We start from the raw sequence: 19,026 nt of genomic DNA on the forward strand, positions 1-19,026 counted from the left end.
CTCTAGGCTGGGCGGGCCGACCGACAGAGAGGAAACTCAATGTTCGACTCCCGCACCTGGCTGGGCACCCTGGTGGTCGCCGTCGTCGCCCTCATCGTCCTGGCGGTGGTGCTGATCGTCCTGCGGGTCGTCACCCGCGCCGTGTCCCGCAGGCGCGAATGGCTGCGCGAGATGTTCGACCGGGGGCTGCCCCGCATCGCCGTCGTGCTGACGCTCGTGGTGCTGTGGATCGTGGGGGCGGTCACCGCCCCGGGCGCGCAGTCATGGTGGCCGGCCGTCTCCCACGGCTTCCTGATCGCGACGATCATCGCCGTCGCGTGGCTCGCCTCCTCGGCGGTGACCTCGGCGATCACCCGGGCGATGAGCGTCTACACACCCGAAGACGTGCTCGACCCGCAGTCCCGCCGCCGGCGCACGCAGCTGTCGGTGGTGCGCCGGCTGCTCGTCGTGCTGATCGCGGTGTTCGCCATCGGCGCCGTGCTGTTCACGTTCCCGGCGGTGCGGGCGGTCGGCACGAGCGTGCTGGCCTCGGCCGGCATCGTGAGCATCATCGCGGGCCTGGCCGCACAATCCACCCTGGGCAATCTCATCGCCGGCATCCAACTCGCCTTCAGCGACGCGGTCCGCGTCGGCGACGTCGTGGTCGTCGAGGGCGAGTGGGGGAGGATCGGCGAGATCACCCTGTCGTACGTGGTCGTGAACATCTGGGACGAGCGGCGCCTCGTGCTGCCGTGCACCTACTTCACCAACCAGCCGTTCGAGAGCTGGACGCGACGCTCCGACAAGGTGCTGGGCACCGTGTTCATGGATCTCGACTGGCGGGTGCCGCTCGACGACGTGCGCGCGAAGTTCGACGAGATCCTCGAGGCGACGCCGCTGTGGGACCGCCGGGCGTCGAGCGTCGTCGTCACCGACGCGCAGGGCGGGTGGATCACCGTGCGTTTCGTGGTGTCGGCGGCGAACTCGGGCGACCAGTGGACCCTGCGGTGCCTCGTCCGCGAGCAGATGGTCACCTGGCTGCAGCAGAACCACCCCGACGCGCTGCCCGTGAGGCGCGTGCGCATGGAACAGACAGCCTGACGCGGTAGCGTTCTGGCATGTCTGTTGGTCTTCTCGCGGTCGTCGATGACATCCTCAGTGCGGCCATGAAGGCCTCGGCCAAGACCGCGGGTGTCGTGATCGACGACGCCGCCGTCACGCCGCAGTACGTGCACGGGCTGCTCCCGGCCCGCGAGCTGCCGGTCGTCGGCAAGATCGCGCTCGGGTCGCTGGTGAACAAGTTCGTCATCATCATCCCGATCGCCTTGCTGCTGACCGCCTTCGCGCCGTGGGTGCTGCCGTTCCTGCTCATCATCGGCGGGACGTATCTGTGCTTCGAGGGCGCCGAGAAGGTGCTCGAGTGGTTCGGCTTCGGGCACGGGCACGCCGACGAGGGCGAGCGCGACGAGAAGCGCCTCGTGCTCGGTGCGGTGCGCACCGACCTGATCCTGTCGACCGAGATCATGCTGATCTCGCTGGCATCCCTCGACGCGGGCATGGGCATCTGGATGACCCTCGCGGTGCTGAGCGTCATCGGCCTGCTCATGACCGGGGTCGTCTACGGGGCCGTCGCACTCCTGGTGAAGATCGACGACATCGGTCTGAAGATGGCAAAAGACGACGACCGGCGGGTGCGCCACACCGGCACCCGCATCGTCCGGTCCATGCCGGCGGTGTTCCGCGTCATCAGCGTCATCGGCACCGTCACGATGCTGTGGGTCGGCGGCCACCTGGTGCTGCAGAACCTCGGCGAGGTCGGCTGGGCGCTGCCGCTGGACCTGCTGCACGGCATCGAGCACCTGCTCGCGCCGCTGGGCGCGGTCATCGTGTGGATCGGCGAGACCCTCGTCTCGGCGATCGCGGGGCTGGCGCTGGGCCTGGTGATCGTCGGCATCGTGCTGGGCATCGGCAAGCTGTTCGGCAAGAAGCCGACCTTCACCGAGGGTGGTGTGTCGCCGGTGGTCGTCGCCCGCCACTGACGCCGCACCCCTGGCATCCCCCACCCCGCAGGCCTACCATCGGCTTGCATGGGACGGGTCGTGTACTGGATGAACGTGTCGCTCGACCTGAGAGTGCAGGCGCCCGACGGTCCACACGGCGGCGACGACTGGGTCACGATCGATGAGCAGCTTCACCGCGCGTTCAACGCGCGGGCACGGGAGCTGGCGGTGATGATCCAGGGCCGCGTCATGTACGAGATCATGTCCCCGTTCTGGCCCGACGCCCGCGACGACCAGACCCTGCCCGATTACCTGCGCGAGTTCGGCGACATCTGGACGTCGGTGCCGAAGGTGCTCGTCTCACGCACCCGCACCAGCGCCGGCGACAACACGCGCGCCATCGGGGCGACCGGTGACGCGATCGCCGAGCTGGCACAGCTGCGCCGTGACACCGACGGCCGCATCGGCGTGGGCGGGGTGGACATCGCCACCCAGATGCTGCGCGCCGGCCTCATCGACGAGCTGCTGCTGTTCACGCACCCCGTCGTGCTCGGCGCCGGGCGCCCCCTGTTCGACGAGACGACCGGGCCGCTGCGTCTCGCCCTGATCGAACAGACGAGGTTCGACGGCGGCGTCACGATGCACCGTTACGACGTGCTCAGCGCCTGATGAGCGGGTGCCGCCGGACCGGCCTGGTGCCGGCATCCTGCAGCCGCCGGTCGGAGCACATTACGCGACGGATGCCTCGGCGGCAACCCCCTCTGTCGATGCGATGATCCGCTCTAATCTGACCTCTCACAGACGAGCTCTGCATCGGGCAGATGCGAGGAAGAAGGGAGCAGTCCATGGGTTTGGGAGATGACATCAAGCACAACGCCGAGGAGTGGAAGGGCAAGGCCAAGGAAGCCGTCGGCGACGCGACCGACAACGAGTCGATGGAAGCCGAAGGCAAGCTCGACCAGGCCAAGGCACACGCCAAGAAGGTCGGCGACGACGTCAAGGACGCCTTCACCGACAAGTAGGCCGACGTCCCGGAGATGCCCCTGCCGTCCCCGCAGGGGCATCTCTCTGTGTCGTCGGCGGATGCCGCGCGCCCATGCCCCTGTTCACCGTCGGTCATTCGAACCACACGCTGGAGGAGTTCACCGCGCTGCTGCAGGCAGCCGAGGTCGGACTCGTGGTCGACGTGCGCAAGCTCACCGGGTCACGCGCCCACCCGCACTTCAACGACGACGTGCTCGCCGTCGCGCTGCCGGATGCCGGCATCTCCTACCGACAGCTTCCGGCGCTGGCCGGGCGCCGGCCCCGGGCGAAGGACGTGCCCGACGAGGTCAACGCCCTGTGGCGCAACCGCAGCTTCCACAACTACGCGGACTGGGCGCTGGGCGACGAGTTCCGCGACGGCCTCGACCGGCTGCGCACGTGGGGCGGTGACGTGGCGACGACGGTGATGTGCTCGGAGGCGGTGTGGTGGCGCTGCCATCGCCGCATCATCGCCGACCACCTGCTGGCCGCCGGCGAAGAGGTCTCCCACATCATGCCGGGGCCGCGGCTGGACGCCGCCGCCCTCACGCCCGGCGCGGTCGTGGCCGCCGACGGGTCGGTGTTCTACCCCGCCGGTCAGTAGTAGACGGCCAGCGCGCCCTGCGGGCCGTCGATCACCCGCACCGGGGTCTCGAAGACGCGGGTGAGCACCTCGTCGGTCATGATCTTCGACGGCGGGCCGAACTCGACCACCCGGCCGTCCTTCACCGCGCAGATGTGGTCGGCGTAGTGCCCGGCGAAGTTGATGTCGTGCAGCACGATCACGATCGTGCGCCCCAGTTCTTCGGCGGCCCGGCGCAGGTGCTTCATCATCTGCACCGAGTGCTTCATGTCGAGGTTGTTGAGCGGCTCGTCGAGCAGCACGAACTCGGTGTCCTGCGCGAGCACCATGGCGACATAGGCGCGCTGCCGCTGGCCGCCGGACAGCTCGTCGAGGTACCGGTCGGCCAGCGCCGTGAGGTCGAGGAACTCGATGGCGCGGGTGATGACCTCGTCGTCCGCGCGGGTCAGCCGCCCCTTCGAGTGCGGGAACCGTCCGAAGCCCACGAGCTGGCGCACGGTGAGCCGGGTGATGAAGTGGTTCTCCTGCCGCAGGATCGACACGATCTTGGCGAGGTCCTTCGACTTCGTGGTGGTGACGTCGTAGCCGGCGATCTCGATCGTCCCGGCATCCACCCCCATGAGCCGCCCGATCATGGTGAGCAGCGTCGACTTGCCGGCGCCGTTGGGGCCGACCAGCGCCGTGACCCCGCCGGCGGGGATCTGCAGGTCGACCGGACCGATCACGACCTCGGTCGTGTAGTCCTTGCGCACGTCGGTGAGCGTGATCACAGGCGTCCCTTTCTCAGGATGACGAACAGGAAGACCGAGCCGCCGACCAGTTCGATGATGATCGACACGACGCCCTGCGCGTAGAAGACGTTCTTCATGATGAAGTAGGCGCCGGCGAGCACCACGAAGCCGGTGAGCACGGCGACCGGGAAGATGTGCCGGTGGTCGTACGTGTCGGCCAGCTGGTAGGCGAGGGTGGCGACGAGGAACCCGAGGAACACCATCGGGCCGACCAGCGCCGTGGACACCGCCATCAGGATCGAGACCAGCAGCAGCACCCGCATGACCTGGCGGCGGTGATCGATGCCGAGGCTCATGGTGGTGTCGCGGCCCAGTGACAGCACGTTGAGGCGCTGCGCGTCGGCCCACAGCAGCGCGCCGGCCACGATGACCAGCGGGATCGCCACGGGGAAGTACTCCGGGCTGGCGTTGGAGACGTTGCCGAACAGGCGCGCGGCCAGCACGTCGAACTCGCTCGGGGTCAGCAGGCGCTGCATGAACGACGACACCGACCCGAGCCCGGCGCCGATGACGATGCCGACCAGCAGCATGATCTGCAGGTTGCCGTAGCGGCCCGACAGCAGCCAGCCGTACAGCAGCAGCGAGAAGCCGACCATGAGGGCGACCTGCAGCACGAACTGCGTCATGCCCTGCAGGGAGACGAGTCCGGCGACGCCGAGGAAGTAGACCGACGAGGTCTGCACCGCGGTGTAGAGCGACTCGAACCCCATGATCGACGGCGTGATGATGCGGTTGTTCGTCGCGGTCTGGAAGCTGACGGTGGCCAGCGCCTGGCACACGGCGACGATCGCCAGGACGACCAGGTTGGTGACCCGCAGCTGCGCGATGCGCCAGAACCCGTCGGTGCCGAACGGCATGGGGTTGTCCCACGCGAGCAGGCCGATCGCGAACACCGCGGCGAGCACGATGAGCACGGTCAGCGCGACGATGTAGCGGCGGCGGGCGCGCGGTGACCCGAACGCGCCGAGGGGCCGGGGGGATGCCGGGGCGGCTGTGCCGCGGGAGTTGAGCGCCCTAAACACGGCGCCGCTGCCGGAGGAGGAGGAAGATGAACACAGCCGCACCGAGGATGCCGAGGATGAGCGAGACAGGCACTTCGAACGGGGCGATGATCGTGCGCCCGACCAGGTCGCACACCGTCACGATGGCGATGCCGAGCAGGCACACCCACGGCAGGTTGCTGCGCAGGTCGTCGCCGCGCACCATCGAGACGATGTTGGGCACGATCAGCCCCAGGAACGGCAGGTTGCCCACGACCACCGTGACCACGCCCACGGCGATCGCGATGAGCATGGTGCCCACCATGACCATCCGGTTGTAGTTGACGCCGACGCTGGTGGCGATGTCCTCGCCGAGGCCGGCCACGGTAAACCGGTCGGCCACGATGAAGACGACCAGCGCGACCACCGCCACGATCCACAGCACCTCGTACTGGCCGCGCATGACCGAGGTGAAGCTGCCGGCGAACCAGACCCCGAGGGTCTGCAGCGCGTCGGACTGCAGTGCGATGAAGGTCGACACCGAACCGACGACGGCGCCCAGCATGATGCCCACGATCGGGACGATGAGCGAGGAGCGCAGCGACACCCGCCGGAGGAACAGGAAGAACACCATCGTCCCGACGAACGCGGCGATGATCGCCCCGATCATCTTGGTCATGATGCCTGCGGTCGGCATGAGGATCATCACCGCGAGCAGGCCGAGGCCGGCCCACTCGGTGGTGCCGGTGGTGGTGGGCTCGACGAAGCGGTTCTGGGTGAGCAGCTGCATCACGAGCCCGCACATCGCCATCGCGGCGCCCGCGAGCATGAGCGCGATCGTGCGCGGGATGCGGGTGATCGCGAACATCTCGCTGCCGTCGGCGGCGCCGAAGATGTCGTAGACGCCGGTGAACAGCGACAGCGCCAGCAGCGCTGCCACGACCACGACTCCGATGAGGAGTGCGGGATCGAACAGTCTGCCGGCGCGTCGCCGGACCGGTGCGGTCGTGGTCATGACCGCGTGCTTACGCGGCGGCCTCGAGGGCGTCGGCGAAGGCGTTCAGGAACTCGGTGTAGGTCTGAATGCCCTCGTTGGTGTAGGTGTCGGCGGGCATGTAGATGATGTTGCCCTCCTGCACGGCCGTAACACCCGCGAGTGCTTCTGAGTTCTCGAGGATCTCGGCACCGGGGACGTAGGCGGGATCGTCGGCCGCGACCGCGGCGTCACGGTCCATGACGAGGATCCAGGTCGGGTTGGAGGCGGCGATGGCCTCGACCGAGATGTCGTCGCCCTGGTGGTCGTCGGTGGCGTCGTCCACCTCGAGCGCGGGGGTCAGGCCGAGGAACTCGAACACCGGGCCGAGCGTGCGGCCGACGCCCGGAGCCAGGTAGCCGATCTCGCCGCCGGAAGTGTTGACGGCCATCACGGTGTCGGCCTTGTCGTAGGCCGCCTTCGCGCGCTCGATGGCGGCGTCGAGGGCGTCGTTGAGCTCCTTGGCCTCGGCCTGCTTGCCGAAGATCTCGCCCAGCACGGTGGTCTGGCGCTTCAGCTCCTCCTCGAAGGGCTCACCGTCGCGGGGGTCGAGCTCGAGGATGACGGCGTCGGGGGCGAGGGAGACGAAGTCGTCGTGGTACTGCGCGAAGCGCTGTCCGTTGATGATGAGCTGCGGGGCGACGGCGACGACGGCCTCGAGGTCGGGTTCGCGGTGCGAGCCGAGGTCGATGATGTCGGAGTCGGTGGTGTACGAGATGGTGTCGGGCATGAGCGACACGGCCGCGGCCGTCAGCTCGACGCCCCAGTCGGCGAGCGTCTCGAAGGTGCGGTTGTCGGTGGCCACGACCGAGGTCAGCGGCAGGTCGATCGTGTGCGCGCCGTTGTTGTCCGTGACCTCGATCGAGGTGGTCTCGGCGACCGGTTCGGCCGGGACCTCGGCGGAGGCGGTGGCACAGCCGGCCAGCAGCAGGGCGCCCAGCGCCAGGGCGCCGGTCTTCAGAGCGAGGGAGGAACGTGACGAGCTGTTCGGTGTGGCGTGCACGAGATTGCCTTCTCCAAGAAAGGTCGCGCCCGGGAAACGGCGGAAGCCGAACCTGAAAGCGACGTTGATGTTAGGTAAGGGTTACCTTAGTGCGGTCGAATGCGGGATGTCCACTTTGTTGCGCCGGGACAATGTCGCGGCATGCTGACGTGGGGGCGCGCGCCCCTGGTGTGCCGGGCTCGTGGGCGCGTCTCCGGGTTAGTCTGGCGGCATGCCCCGGCTGCTCGTCGTCCACCACTCGCCGTCGCCGGCGGTGCGATCCATCGCCGATGCGGTGCTCGCCGGCGCCCAGACGGCACGCGATGAGGGCGTCGAGGTCGTCGACCGCGCGGCGCTCGAGGGGACCAGTGCCGACGTGCTCGCCGCCGACGGTTATGTCTTCGGCACGACCGCGAACTTCGGGTATCTCTCCGGCGCGCTCAAGCACTTCTTCGACACGACCTACAACGACACCCGGCTGACGACGGCCTCCCGGCCGTTCACCTACTGGATCCACGGCGGGCACGACACGACCGGCGCCGAGCGCGCGATGACGTCGATCGCCGCCGGGTTCGGCCTGAAGCTCGTGGCGCCGCCGCTCGTGTTCACCGGGCCCGTGGATGCCGCCCACCTCGAGGCTGCCGAGGAGCTCGGCGGCACCGCGGCATGGACGCTGAGCCTCTCGTGACCTCGGTCAGCCGCGCCCGTGCGGCGTGACCACCGCGCGGCCGGACAGCGTCCCGTCCTGCAGCTTTCGGTACGCCTCGAGGGCGTCGTCGAGGGCGTAGTACTCGATGTCGGGGACGATCTTGCCCTCGCGGTAGAGCGCCGCGACCTCGTGGAGTTCGGCGATCGTGCCCCAATAGGTGCTGGTGAAGTCGACCTCGTACGGCACGGCGAAGAAGTTCCAGTCGAACGACCCGCCGGCGATGCCGACGATCTGTGAGGCCTCGCCGCCGATCGCCGCCGGCTTCTCGGTCGCTCAGCGGGCGGGTGGGAGTTCGGACGGACTCCAGCGCCAGTCGTCGTGCGGGCGGGTCCACTCTTGGCGCTGTGGAGTCCATTCGCGGGCCACGTCGGTGAGCCAGATGGTGGAGTCGGGAGCCCAGCCGCCGATCACTGACCCGTATTCCTCGTTGACCTCGATCAACGTGGTGGCCGCGGACAAGTACCCGAGCGTCGTGAGGTGCACGGCATCCCACCGCGCGGCAACCCGCTCCCAATCAGGGATCAGCCACGGTCCGTCACGCCCGGTAACCCGGAACCAGTCGTGTCGCCGGGACGCGGTGACCTCCATCGGGTACTCGCGGCAGAGACCTGCCCAATCCTCCGGCGTCTGGATTTCGAGTGTCCGCCCCGCTCCGCGCACGGGGATGATCGTCGCGACCTCCCAGCCGAGAGAGTCTTCCACCAGCTCAAGAGCATCCGCCGGACTGCTCCGCGTCGCGAGAAGCGTCTGCGGCACCGACCACCAAGTGCCCGACCAGTTGGCGTGAGGGTCCCGGGGTCGCTCGCGTGCTGAGCGTTCCTCGTCCGCACGCTGGGCGCGGGTCCACTCGGCCAGCACGACTGAAGGGTCCCGCACCAGGGGTTCGCTGTCCGCAAGCGGACACCACTGCACTGCCCACTGTGCGTACCCGCGGGGCGCGGTGAGGTCGGGCATCGCGGTGACCAAGCGCTGCGCGACACGGTCGAGCGCGCGCAGTACCGGCGGAAGTGCGGCGACGGTATCCGCGCCGTCGGGCTCCTGCCAGTAGCGCGCCTGATCGACCGACGCCTGCAGCGCCTCCCTCAGGACGTCCGCACGGATATCAGTCAGGTCGACATCGTCGATGAGAGCCGCGAGGTCATCGGCGCTGAACGTCGGGTCCGGTGCCGGGTCGGAAGTACCCCCAGGGAAGCGGAGGAGCGTGCCCGGATTCGCATCGAGCCTGTGACCGAGCCAGAACAACGCAGTGTGCGCCGTCTCATCAGTGCGAGCGACGTACTCCAGACACATCCGACGACCGCGCGGACCACGCAGCAAGGCATTCGCTAGATCATCCACCGTCCCAGCTTGCCGGACAGTCGCGCATCTCCTCACGAATGCCGGCTCACATCACGGTGCGCTTCTCCCGCTGTAGGTTCCCGCTCAAGATGGCGGTGGATGCTGGGATTCCACGGTACTTGGCAGTGGCTGCGGGGTCAGGATTCCACGCAATGTGGCGAACTCCTACATCGATGGGGCGACCTGTTGGGCGCGCTCGGACCGCATCGCTCCAGCGTGGTGTGCCTCTACCTGCCGCGGCTGGCGCCGGTCGACCGCGACGTGCTGCGTCAGGTGCTCGTGCGCGCGCTCGACGAGACCCGCGCCGGAGGCTGATCAGTTCCGGGGACACCGGTGGCAAAAGCAGGCTGAACCACACCGACGGGGCGGGGCGAGCCCTGGTCGGCGCGATCTGGCCTGCTTTTGCCACCGGCACGCGTGCCGCTACAGGCGAAACAGCTCACGAGGCGAGGCTCGCTGCCGCTGAAGTGCGAGCAAGCCTGTATGCGGCAACGCGGAAGACCCGCACCAGCTGCTGATCCGCCCCCCCGGACGCGCTCCGCGCGCGAGTTCGGTACGCAGGAAGACGCCGGCTGGGCAGGACCACAGCCGCAGAATCATCCTGCGGCGCGGAGTTCTCCTGCTCAGCGGATGCCGGGGATGCCGGGAAGGAGGCGGGACGGCATCCGTTCCTCGACCACACCGTCGCCCGCCCGGCTCACCCGGTGAACGCCGCCCGCGGGCGACTCGGTGAGGAACTCGACCGCCGCGGTCCCGTCGTAGCGGACGGCGGTGCCCTCATCCAGCCCGAAGCCATCGGGCAGGATGCCACGGGCCACCGCATCATGCAGGAGCGGCCTGCGACCCGGCTGCGAGTCGTAGTGCACCCCGAGCGAGCCCGGGATGAGGCCGAGCGCGTCGGTCTCCAACGCCAACTCCCCGAACGACGATGTCGGACCCCCGCGGTGCCAGCAGATCGCCCCCGCCGAGGTTCCGGCCAGCACGACGCCGCGCTCCCACGCGGCGGTCAGCACCCGCTCGAGGCCGTGGCGACGCCAGACGCTGAGGAGGTTGGCGACGCTGCCACCGCCGACCCAGATGAGGTCACGGTCGGACAGCGCCTCGTCGAGGTCGATCACCGTACGGCCGAACAGGCGCACGTGCATCGCGTCGACGCCGGCCTTCCGGGCGGCCGCCTGCTCCCGCTCCTCATCGGCGAGCTGGTCGCCGCCGGCCGTGTTCACGTACGCCACCCGCACGCGACGGCCCGTCACACCGGTCAGCTCGACCGCGTAGCGCTGCACCGGGCTGAGGTCGACACGGTCCTCGCCGCTGATCCAGCCGGTGCACGTCGCGAGGATGGTGCGCCGACTCACCCGTCGACCGCGACCGAGTCGGCGTTCCAGGCGCGCACGCGCACCCCGGTCACGTCGCCGTCGCCCACGTGGAACGGCACCACCCTGCGCTCGCCCGGCTCCAGCCCGAACGCGTTGTCGGCCAGCCATCTGCCGGGCTCGTGCGGGAACCCGTCGATGATCACCAGCGGTGCCGGGTGGGCGCTGATGTTCTCGATCACGAAGGCGTCGCCGTTACGGCGCGCGGCCAGCGTGGTGCGGGGCTGATCGCGCAACGGCGCCGTTCCCTCGAAGTACGGAGCGAGGAGCTCATCCGCGGGCCGGTCGGACAGATCCTCCAGCCGCATCGCCTCCAGGGCGCGTGCCGCCGGCGCGTCCGCGCGCGCGTTGAACGCGTACCAGGTCGACGCAATCCGGATGCCGTCCGCACCGTCCAACGCGACGGACAGCACGAGCGGTGCGAGGTGCTCGGCGGGCACGGTCGTCTCCAGCGTGAACGCGTCGGCGCGGGTACCGGCATCCCGTGTCACGTCGGCGGTCTGCTCCGCCAGGATGCGGAACTTCGCGTCGTACAGCCGGGCTGTCACCCGGGCGCGAGCGAGCGAATCGGGGGTGTCGTTGCTCACGACCACCCGCGCGGAGAACGTGTCGCCCGCGTCGAACTCGGTTCGGTCGGTGACCGCGAAGGCCGACCGCGCGGCGCCGAACTGCGCGGCGCGGTAGTAGGAGAGCTTCGGCCGGCCGTAGTAGTCGATGATCGACCACGATGCTCCGGGGAAGGCCTCGCCGATCTTGTAGAACCAGTAGCCGGCCGTCTGTTCGCCGGCCTCGGCACGCATCCGCTCGGACGCGAAGCGGAGGGCGTCGCCCTGGGCGATCTGGCTGTACTCGATGAACGTCGACCAGTCGGTGAGCGGTCCGTAGTGGGCGTACCGGGCCTGCTTGAACAGATCGAACAGCGAGAACTGCGACTGATGCTGCACGATCGCCCCGTGGGCGGGCGGAGGCCACTGTTCCAACAGCGCCGGGTCGAGGAAGCGCTGCATGCTCTCGACGTCGCATTGGCTCGACAGTCCGTACTCGCCGAACACCGCCGGCAGGTAGTCGCGGTACGCGTCGACGGGCATGCCCTCGTGGTACACGCCGTAGAAGTGCTCGCTCCCGCCCCACGGATCGGTGCGGTGGAATCGCCGCGTCGGATCGAGCTGCGCGACGCGGCGCCCGATCACCGTGAGCGCGTCGTCGGACGTACGGGTCGCGGGGTTCTCGTTGCCTCCGCCCCACAGCACCAGCGAGGGGTGGTTGCGCAGGCGCCGCACGATGCGCGAGGCCTGCTCGTCGATGACGGCGAGCGCGGGCGCGGATGCGTCGATGCCGAACGACAGCGGGAACTCCTGCAGGACCAGGATACCGAGGCGATCGCATTCGTCGAAGAACGCGTCGCTTTCGACCGTGCCACCGCCCCACGCCCGCACCATCTGCAGGTTCGCCCGCCGGACGAGATCGAGGAGGTGCCGGTCGATCTCGAATCCGCGACGGGCCATCGAGTCGGTCCAGCACCAGTTGGCGCCCTTCACGAACATCGGCCGCCCGTTGACGACGAGTTGCCAGTCGTACTCCTCTTCGCCTTCGACGACGCGCCGTGCCGCCAGCGGGAGGTAGTCAACGGTGCGCACCCCGAACTCCAGGGTCTGCACGTCACCGGCCACCGCGACCTCGAGGCGATGCAACGGTTGCTCGCCGTAGCCGAACGGCCACCAGAGGTCGGCCTCGGGCAAATGCAGGTCGAGGGCGTGACGGGACGTCCCGGATGCCGCGGCCACCGTGGCACCCGTGCGCACCGCGACCGATCCGTCGGGGCGCCGGATCTCGACCGCGACGTCGATTGGAGGGCCCGTCACGTCGGCCCTCGTGACAAGGTCCCACTGCACGCGCACGTGCGCGGCACCGTCATCGTCGAGGCGCGTCGTCGCGACGAAGACGTCGGCGAGCTCCACGTCGGGCACGGCCTCCACGACCACCGACCGCCACAGCCCGATGCTGATGAGATGGCCGTAGTGCCACCCCCACCCCGGCGACGGCTTCATGACACCGTGCCAGTCACGCGGCGGCGGGTCGATCCGCACCACCAGCTCGTTGTCACCGTCGAAGCGCACGAGCGCGGTGATGTCGATCTCGGGCCCGCCGTACATGCCGGCGTGCTGAGCGATCGGCTCCCCGTTGAGATAGACGGTGCCGGAGTAGTCGATGCCGTCGAAGCGCAGCCGCACCCGCTTGCCCCGCCAGTGCTCCGGTACCCGGAACTCGCGGGCGTACCACCACTCCTGCTGCTCGACCCTCGTGCGGCGGAAGTGCCACGGCCACGCAGCGGGCTCACCGTGCGCGATCAGTTCGTCGTAGGTGTTCGCATCCTGCAGTGGGTCGGGAATCACCCCGGCTTCGACGAGCGAACCCTGCACCGTGCCGGGAACGGATGCCGCCACCCACGACGACCGGTCGGTTTCGGGCAGGTGCCAACTCACCGGCTGGCGGCGCACGGCATCCGCGTCATCGCCCACCCAGCGGTCGATCGAGAACTCCCGGCCCGGGAGGGCTCCCGCCAGCTTCCAGGCACCGTCGAGCGAGAGCGCCTCGCGCGGGACGCCGTTGCCTACCGCCGTCGCGGGCGTCGCCGTGGCAGCCACCACCGGCAGCGCGGCGTGGTCTGCGGTCCACCGATCGCCCCACAGGGGCGAGGCCAGCCAGCGGCGGCGCTCGATGGCGTCGAGCGATTCCAGCATCCTGCTACTTCACCGCGCCCGCGTACAGACCGCTGACGAAGTACCGCTGCGCGAACACGAACAGCAGCAGGATCGGCAGGCTCATGATGAGCACGGCGGCCATGATGTTCCCCCAGTCGGCGAGGTACTGCGCTTTGAAGTACAGCACACCGGTGGTCAGCGTCCGCTTGTTGGGGTCGGTCAGCAGGAGCTGCGGCACGAGATAGTCGTTCCACACGCCGACGCCCTGCAGCACCCAGAAGGTCGCGATGGCCGGGCGGCCGAGCGGGAAGAAGATGCGCCAGAACAGCTGGAAGTAGCCGGCACCGTCGATGATCGCCGCCTCGACGATCTCCTTGGGCACCTGACGCATGAACGCAGCCATGAGGAAAATGCCGAACGGGAGTGCTCCGGCGATGTAGAGCACGATGACGCCGGCGTAGCTGTTGATGAGACCGAGGTCACGCACCACCCGGAACTGGGGCACGAGCGCCAGCTGCATCGGCAGGAAGATGCCCGCGGCGAGGAGCAGGTAAACGCCGGAGCCGATCTTCGTGGCCTGACGCACGATCGCGTACGAGGCGAGCGCCGCCACGAAGGTCGCGATCGTCATGCTCACGAGCGTCAACAGGATCGAGTTCGCGAACAGGTTCGCGAAGCCCGCCTCGACCCACGAGGTGACGAAGTTGTCGAACGTCGGGTTCTGCGGCAACCCGGTGGGGTTCGTGAGCACCTCGAGGTTCGGTTTGAAGGCCGTGATCACGATGATCACGATGGGATAGATCATCAGGATGCTGAGGATGATCAGCAGGACGTTGACGGGGATGCGGCGCGCTGCGCGCGCGACGGTGCGCGTGTTCATCGAACGCCCTCCTCTTCGGCGATGCGGTTGTTCAATCGGTTCTGGGCGGCAGCGATCGCGATCAGGACCACGAGCACGAGGACCGCCATCGCCGACGCGTACCCGAAGTTGTTGTTCACCATGCCCTCTTGGAAGACCTGGGTCATGTACAGCTGGGTCGAGTTGCCCGGCCCGCCTCGGGTCATGAGGTACACGGTGTCGAAGGCGCGCAAGGCCCCGTTGATCGAGAGCACCAGCACGAGCCCGATGGAAGGGAACATGAGCGGGAGGGTGATGTAGCGCAGCGTCTTCCAGCCGCGCGCGCCGTCGACGCGGGCAGCCTCGAGGATCTCGCCGGGGATGGTGGAGAGCCCCGCGAGGAAGATCACGATGTTGAAGCCGAGCCCGCTCCACAGGTCGACCAGGATCACGCTGTAGAGGGCGAGATCGTAATTGCCGAGCCAGTCCTGGGCGAGTGCGCCGAGGCCGATGGCATCCAACATCGTGTTGATCGTCCCCGAGGTGGGGTCGTACATGAAGCTCCACACGAACACGATCGCGACGGGCGAGATGACCATCGGCGCGAAGAAGATCGCGCGGTAGATGTTGCCCAGCATCAGCTGTCGGTGCAGCAGCACGGCGATGAGGAACGCGATCACCGTCTGCACGACGATCTTGAAGAACGCGTAGATGGCGGTGTTTCCGACCGCCTCCATGAGCACCGGGTCGCCGGAGAAGATGCGCACGAAGTTGTTGAACCCGACGAACTCCCACGGACGGTTGAAGCCGCGGGCGTCGGTGAAGCTCGCGACGACCACCTGGAGCATCGGATAGACCGTGAAGATCAGGTAGAGCGCCAGTGCGGGCGAGACCGCGATCCAGAACTTGCCGGTGGAGCTGCGCCCGGTCCACAGGCGTTCACGAAGCGTGCGGGTGTGCTTCGGATCGTCGAGGGCGAGGACGCGGATGTCTTCGACGCGCGTACTGCTCATAGTGTTCCAATCGGTTCGGGTACCGGCACGATCAGCAGCGCGTCACGCGCACCGACCACGATGGCATCGGCATCCAGCGCGGACGTGCTGCCGTCGAGTCGCACGGCGGCGGAGGGTCCGAGGCCGGCGATCGTCAGGGTGAGGGGCTCGTCTGCGTCGTTGGCGACCACCACGAGCCGGGAGCTGTCCTGCGCATCCGCCCAGACGGTGCGCAGCGGGTGGGGTGTGCCGTCCAGCGCAGTGATGCGGATGCCGTCGTCGTCGACCATTTGCCCGTTCCACAGCCAGTCGGCGTACCGGGCCCGGAGGCGGTCGACCTGTCCGGCGACGGCGACGGTGGCGGGCATGTCGCCCGGTCGCCCCTTGAAGTTGAAGGGTTCGAGGCTCATGCCGTAGCCGTAGAGCAGGCTCTGGACGGCCATGTTCCGGTCGTCGAAGCCGGTGAGGGCGGTCACGATGCGGGCGTCGGGACGCAGCATCCGCCCGAGCGGCCGGTGCTGGCGCGAGGCACTGCGGAAGTACGAGACGTCGTAGTGCTCGAACTGGTCGTCGTACGCGCCTTCCGCCGCGATCACGAAGGTGTCGGCGTGCGCGCCGAGCGCGGCGCGCATGTCGGCGAGGTACTCGGCATCCCAGGTGAACGCGCTGGCTCCCGGCTCGTGTCCGTGGTCGTCCGCGAAGCACAGCAGCGCGCGCCCGTGGTACAGCGATTCGTCGGCGAGGATGCCATCGGCTCCCCACGCGGCGAAGCCCGCCACCTCGTCGGCGAAGCGCCGCCGAAGCTCCGCGACTCCGAAACACAGCGGCAGGTACCACGGGGTGCTGATGCCGTAGCGCTTGCGCGAGGAGTGGTAGACCGGGCCGGGCTGCGCGTACGGCTGACCGTTCGGATCGCGCGCGACGAACCGCTCGAGGTCGTTCCAGTGCGGACCGGGCTTTTCGACCCACACGTACTTCACGTAGAGCACGGTGGCCACGTCGAGTTCGCGCGCGCGGGCGAGGGCCCTGCGCAGTCCCGCCTCTCCTCCGAGCTTCTCGGCGGGTCGGTGCCAGGGCACCTGACCGTCCTGACCGCCCTCGTTCCAGCCGGTGATCTGGATCGCGCGGATGCCGGCGGCGGCGCACTCCTCGATGATGTCCACGAGCGCGTCGAAGTCGTATCGCGGCTCGCCCTCCGTCGACATGAGCTGCACCTGCAGCCACGTGCGGGGCTCCGCAAGCCACGGAGCGCCGGAGCGGCGCGTCGGCCCCTGCGTGGCGCGGTAGACGTCGGTGCCACGCTCCCAGGTGCCCGCGTAGGGAGCGACCGTCATCGCCGGAAGCTCCGCGCGGAGGCCCGGGGCGACGGGGAAGTGGATCGCGTCGAGAGTCACCGCGGCATCCGCCCCGGCATCCCGCGCGATGCTGTCGTCGAAGCCGGGTTCGAGCGATGCACGCCAGCCGATGAAGTCGAGGGTCGGCTGCGACGGCTGCACGGTCAGCCCGCCGTGCTCGCCGGCGAGCACGACGAACGGTGAGGTCGGGTTGCCGACCAGTTCGGGACGCAGGTTGCCGCTGGCGTAGTCGGGGAACATCGTGCCCCAGTAGGGCGCGTTGCTGTCGAACACCGGCAGGAGCGAGATCCGCGTCCCGGTGGAGTAGTCGACGCCCCGCAGTTCGAGCGCACCGGTGGACGGACGGATGCCACGCAGCGACGGGAAACGTACGGCTTCGACGACACCGGCATCCGATGCGGGGAGGTCGAGGTCGAAGCTCAGCGTCAGGTCGAGCCGACCCTCCGCGACGGTGGCGCGCACCTCGATGGAGCCCGGCACCTGCTCGCCGGCGGAGGTGAGGAGCGACTCCCACCGCAGCGTCAGCGACGAACCGACGCGGTCCGCGGAGGTGAGCGTCTGGTCGGCGGTGGCGATCACGACCGTGCGGTCGCCGCCGCGCGGAACCTCCAGCACGTAGAGCGAGCCGGCCAGGTCCGAACGAAGCCACGGGCCGACCAGAGCGTCGTGGATGGAGACGATTCCGCCCGTCACGGCGTCGAAGGTCACGGCGGCGCGATCGTCTTCGATCGTGAGCTGCTGGGGCACGGAGCACATCCTCGGTCTCGCTGATTTCGCCGGATTCTCGCGAATCTCGGGCATGTAGCCATACTACATGAGAGGGGTGGGAATGCCGACGAGAGGTCCGAAATGGCCGCTAATCGGGTGGGTATCGGTAGCTGTGCTACCGGAAGGGAGCCGGACGGGACCGGATGGGGCCCGACCATGCCGAAGGGCCCGGCGACGTCGCGTCACCGGGCCCTTCGGAGAGATCAGCCGTTGTTGGCGATGTACTGCTCGAGCGCCACATCGAGGTCGGTGAGCACCCCGGCGGTGTCCTTCTGACCCGCAATGAGGTTCTGCAGCCCGACCAGGAGTGCGTCCTGGATGGCGGGGTCGGTGGGCGAGAAGGCCGCGATGAACTGCCGACCCTCCCACGCCGCCTGCATGTCGGGGAACAACGGGTCGACGTCTTCACCGATCTCGACCGAGGTCGTCGTCGGGAAGAGCTTCACCTTGCCGAGGAACTCGGAGTAGACCTCGTCCTGCATGAAGAAGTCGAGGAACTTGTGCGACGCCGCGAGCTTGGCATCCCCGTTGTTCGGGTTGGCACCGAAGCGCACCTGGTAGGTGCCCCAGATGGCGTCGGCCGGCTCATCGGTGGTCGGGAAGTTCATGTACGCGACGTCGAGGTCGGCGGCGCGCGCGTCGGAGAGGATCCACGTCGCGGGGAACATGGCCGCCTCGCCCGCGAGGAAGGCGGACTGCGCAGCGGTCTGGTTGGTTCCCACCGGGTTCGGCATGTAGAAGGGGACGAGCTCCTTCACGATGTCGAGCGACTCGGTCCACGCCGCATTGCCGCTGAAGGTCGCCTCGCCGGCCGACATCTGCGCGCCGAGCTCCTCGTTGGCGCCGTGCTCGGCGAGCGGGTAGTAGACGACGAACTGCGGCCACCAGTTGTCCTGCGCGCTCATCGCGAGCGGGATGACGCCGGCGTCGACGAGCTTCTGCGAGGCCGCCTTGAACTCCGTGTACGTGGTCGGCTCTTCGGTGATGCCGGCCTTCTCGAACAGCGCCTTGTTGTAGATGATGCCGTTGCCCGAGACCGAGATCGGCAGGTTGTACGTGCCGCCCCCGCGCTGGCTGTCCTCCGCTGCCTCCGGCGTCAGGCGCGAAAGGTAGCTCTCGCCGCCGTCGGAGAGGTCGGCCGCGAAGCCGTCCTGAATGAAGGTGTTGATGTTGCCGAGGTCGAATCCATACACATCCGGACCGGCGCCACCGGAGAGGCGGGTCTTCAGGATGTTGTCGTAGTCGTTGGTGTTGAAGAACTCGGCGTTGATCGTGATGCCCGGGTTGGCATCCTCGAACTGGTCGATGACGTCCTCGTAGGCCGTCTGCGTGTCGCCGCCGTCTCCCCACATGAGGAAGCTGAGTTCGACGTCTTCGACCTCGCCGTTTCCCTCACCGCTGGTCGTGCATCCCGCCAGGGCGCCGACCGCGAGCACCGCGACGCCGGCCAGTGCTGCGCTCTTGAGCCACTTCGTCATGGCTTCTCCTTTATCTCCGTCGATAGCCGCGGCAGTGCGCTCCGCGACGTGTGGATGTGATTGGTAGCGATACTACACACTTTGGGTCGATTCGCCAGGTTC

At 68.5% G+C, this 19,026-nt stretch carries 19 protein-coding genes; 7 read left to right on the forward strand and 12 right to left on the reverse strand.

Going from position 1 to position 19,026, the window contains the following annotated elements; all coding sequences use genetic code 11:
* Positions 1-39: 39 nt before the first annotated feature.
* The 5 genes from ACQ143_RS07225 to ACQ143_RS07245 all read left to right on the forward strand — a co-directional run bounded on the left by ACQ143_RS07225 (position 40) and on the right by ACQ143_RS07245 (position 3,606).
* Positions 40-1,080, forward strand: coding sequence for a mechanosensitive ion channel family protein (locus tag ACQ143_RS07225; protein WP_449570027.1), 1,041 nt, complete (start codon positions 40-42; stop codon positions 1,078-1,080).
* Positions 1,081-1,097: 17 nt separating this feature from the next.
* Positions 1,098-2,018, forward strand: coding sequence for a DUF808 domain-containing protein (locus tag ACQ143_RS07230; RefSeq protein ID WP_449570028.1), 921 nt, complete (start codon positions 1,098-1,100; stop codon positions 2,016-2,018).
* Between the two features lie 48 nt (positions 2,019-2,066).
* Positions 2,067-2,648, forward strand: a complete 582-nt coding sequence (locus ACQ143_RS07235) for a dihydrofolate reductase family protein (RefSeq protein WP_449570029.1) — start codon at positions 2,067-2,069, stop codon at positions 2,646-2,648.
* 176 nt (positions 2,649-2,824) lie between these two features.
* Positions 2,825-3,001 (forward strand): CsbD family protein, encoded by a 177-nt coding sequence (locus ACQ143_RS07240; protein WP_449570030.1) that lies wholly within the window; start codon positions 2,825-2,827, stop codon positions 2,999-3,001.
* 74 nt (positions 3,002-3,075) lie between these two features.
* The gene (locus tag ACQ143_RS07245) at positions 3,076-3,606 is read left to right on the forward strand and encodes a DUF488 domain-containing protein (RefSeq protein ID WP_449570031.1); all 531 of its coding nucleotides are present in this window, start codon (positions 3,076-3,078) and stop codon (positions 3,604-3,606) included.
* Here ACQ143_RS07245 and ACQ143_RS07250 read toward each other — a convergent pair.
* The 4 genes from ACQ143_RS07250 to ACQ143_RS07265 are packed head-to-tail and all read right to left on the reverse strand — an operon-like array spanning position 3,600 to position 7,392.
* A complete protein-coding gene (locus ACQ143_RS07250; RefSeq protein ID WP_449570032.1) occupies positions 3,600-4,355 on the reverse strand; it encodes an iron ABC transporter ATP-binding protein in 756 nt (251 codons plus the stop codon). The two genes, ACQ143_RS07245 and ACQ143_RS07250, sit on opposite strands and share 7 nt — an antisense overlap.
* Positions 4,352-5,398 (reverse strand): iron chelate uptake ABC transporter family permease subunit, encoded by a 1,047-nt coding sequence (locus ACQ143_RS07255; protein WP_449570033.1) that lies wholly within the window; start codon positions 5,396-5,398, stop codon positions 4,352-4,354. Before ACQ143_RS07255 ends, ACQ143_RS07250 begins: the two co-directional genes overlap by 4 nt.
* Entirely contained in the window at positions 5,391-6,371 is a 981-nt protein-coding gene (locus tag ACQ143_RS07260) for an ABC transporter permease (protein ID WP_449570034.1), read from the reverse strand. Before ACQ143_RS07260 ends, ACQ143_RS07255 begins: the two co-directional genes overlap by 8 nt.
* 10 nt (positions 6,372-6,381) lie before the next feature.
* Positions 6,382-7,392: a siderophore ABC transporter substrate-binding protein gene (locus ACQ143_RS07265; RefSeq protein WP_449570035.1), complete on the reverse strand. Its 1,011-nt coding sequence runs from the start codon at positions 7,390-7,392 to the stop codon at positions 6,382-6,384.
* Positions 7,393-7,603: 211 nt separating this feature from the next.
* Here ACQ143_RS07265 and ACQ143_RS07270 point away from each other — a divergent pair, with 211 nt between their 5' ends.
* On the forward strand, positions 7,604-8,059 hold the full coding sequence (locus ACQ143_RS07270) for a flavodoxin family protein (RefSeq protein WP_449570036.1): 456 nt from the start codon (positions 7,604-7,606) through the stop codon (positions 8,057-8,059).
* Positions 8,060-8,065: 6 nt separating this feature from the next.
* Here the strand turns inward: ACQ143_RS07270 and ACQ143_RS07275 are convergent, their stop codons facing one another.
* Together ACQ143_RS07275 and ACQ143_RS07280 are read right to left on the reverse strand one after the other, a co-directional pair.
* Positions 8,066-8,266, reverse strand: a complete 201-nt coding sequence (locus tag ACQ143_RS07275; RefSeq protein ID WP_449570037.1) for a zinc-binding dehydrogenase — start codon at positions 8,264-8,266, stop codon at positions 8,066-8,068.
* A gap of 87 nt (positions 8,267-8,353) precedes the next feature.
* Entirely contained in the window at positions 8,354-9,418 is a 1,065-nt protein-coding gene (locus ACQ143_RS07280; protein WP_449570038.1) for a hypothetical protein, read from the reverse strand.
* A gap of 186 nt (positions 9,419-9,604) precedes the next feature.
* On the opposite strand from ACQ143_RS07280, the gene ACQ143_RS07285 reads away from it, so the two are divergent.
* The gene (locus ACQ143_RS07285) at positions 9,605-9,733 is read left to right on the forward strand and encodes a hypothetical protein (protein WP_449570039.1); all 129 of its coding nucleotides are present in this window, start codon (positions 9,605-9,607) and stop codon (positions 9,731-9,733) included.
* Positions 9,734-10,041: 308 nt separating this feature from the next.
* Here ACQ143_RS07285 and ACQ143_RS07290 read toward each other — a convergent pair whose 3' ends face one another.
* The 6 genes from ACQ143_RS07290 to ACQ143_RS07315 form a co-directional block, all read right to left on the reverse strand.
* Entirely contained in the window at positions 10,042-10,773 is a 732-nt protein-coding gene (locus tag ACQ143_RS07290) for a Type 1 glutamine amidotransferase-like domain-containing protein (protein ID WP_449570040.1), read from the reverse strand.
* A complete protein-coding gene (locus ACQ143_RS07295) occupies positions 10,770-13,532 on the reverse strand; it encodes a glycoside hydrolase family 2 protein (RefSeq protein WP_449570041.1) in 2,763 nt (920 codons plus the stop codon). Before ACQ143_RS07295 ends, ACQ143_RS07290 begins: the two co-directional genes overlap by 4 nt.
* Before the next feature lie 4 nt (positions 13,533-13,536).
* Positions 13,537-14,373, reverse strand: coding sequence for a carbohydrate ABC transporter permease (locus ACQ143_RS07300; RefSeq protein ID WP_449570042.1), 837 nt, complete (start codon positions 14,371-14,373; stop codon positions 13,537-13,539).
* The gene (locus ACQ143_RS07305) at positions 14,370-15,344 is read right to left on the reverse strand and encodes a carbohydrate ABC transporter permease (protein ID WP_449570043.1); all 975 of its coding nucleotides are present in this window, start codon (positions 15,342-15,344) and stop codon (positions 14,370-14,372) included. Before ACQ143_RS07305 ends, ACQ143_RS07300 begins: the two co-directional genes overlap by 4 nt.
* On the reverse strand, positions 15,341-17,425 hold the full coding sequence (locus ACQ143_RS07310) for a hypothetical protein (RefSeq protein ID WP_449570044.1): 2,085 nt from the start codon (positions 17,423-17,425) through the stop codon (positions 15,341-15,343). Before ACQ143_RS07310 ends, ACQ143_RS07305 begins: the two co-directional genes overlap by 4 nt.
* A 224-nt stretch (positions 17,426-17,649) precedes the next feature.
* The gene (locus ACQ143_RS07315) at positions 17,650-18,924 is read right to left on the reverse strand and encodes an ABC transporter substrate-binding protein (protein ID WP_449570045.1); all 1,275 of its coding nucleotides are present in this window, start codon (positions 18,922-18,924) and stop codon (positions 17,650-17,652) included.
* Positions 18,925-19,026: the final 102 nt, after the last annotated feature.

The organism is Microbacterium pollutisoli (assembly GCF_053586795.1).

Coding starts and splice junctions, on each gene's coding strand:
- ACQ143_RS07225 (WP_449570027.1), top strand. CDS start 40: ATGTTCGACTCCCGCACCTGGCTGGGCACCCTGGTGGTCGCCGTCGTC.
- ACQ143_RS07270 (WP_449570036.1), top strand. CDS start 7,604: ATGCCCCGGCTGCTCGTCGTCCACCACTCGCCGTCGCCGGCGGTGCGA.
- ACQ143_RS07300 (WP_449570042.1), bottom strand. CDS start 14,373: ATGAACACGCGCACCGTCGCGCGCGCAGCGCGCCGCATCCCCGTCAAC.
- ACQ143_RS07315 (WP_449570045.1), bottom strand. CDS start 18,924: ATGACGAAGTGGCTCAAGAGCGCAGCACTGGCCGGCGTCGCGGTGCTC.
- ACQ143_RS07240 (WP_449570030.1), top strand. CDS start 2,825: ATGGGTTTGGGAGATGACATCAAGCACAACGCCGAGGAGTGGAAGGGC.
- ACQ143_RS07245 (WP_449570031.1), top strand. CDS start 3,076: ATGCCCCTGTTCACCGTCGGTCATTCGAACCACACGCTGGAGGAGTTC.
- ACQ143_RS07235 (WP_449570029.1), top strand. CDS start 2,067: ATGGGACGGGTCGTGTACTGGATGAACGTGTCGCTCGACCTGAGAGTG.
- ACQ143_RS07305 (WP_449570043.1), bottom strand. CDS start 15,344: ATGAGCAGTACGCGCGTCGAAGACATCCGCGTCCTCGCCCTCGACGAT.
- ACQ143_RS07295 (WP_449570041.1), bottom strand. CDS start 13,532: ATGCTGGAATCGCTCGACGCCATCGAGCGCCGCCGCTGGCTGGCCTCG.
- ACQ143_RS07230 (WP_449570028.1), top strand. CDS start 1,098: ATGTCTGTTGGTCTTCTCGCGGTCGTCGATGACATCCTCAGTGCGGCC.
- ACQ143_RS07260 (WP_449570034.1), bottom strand. CDS start 6,371: ATGACCACGACCGCACCGGTCCGGCGACGCGCCGGCAGACTGTTCGAT.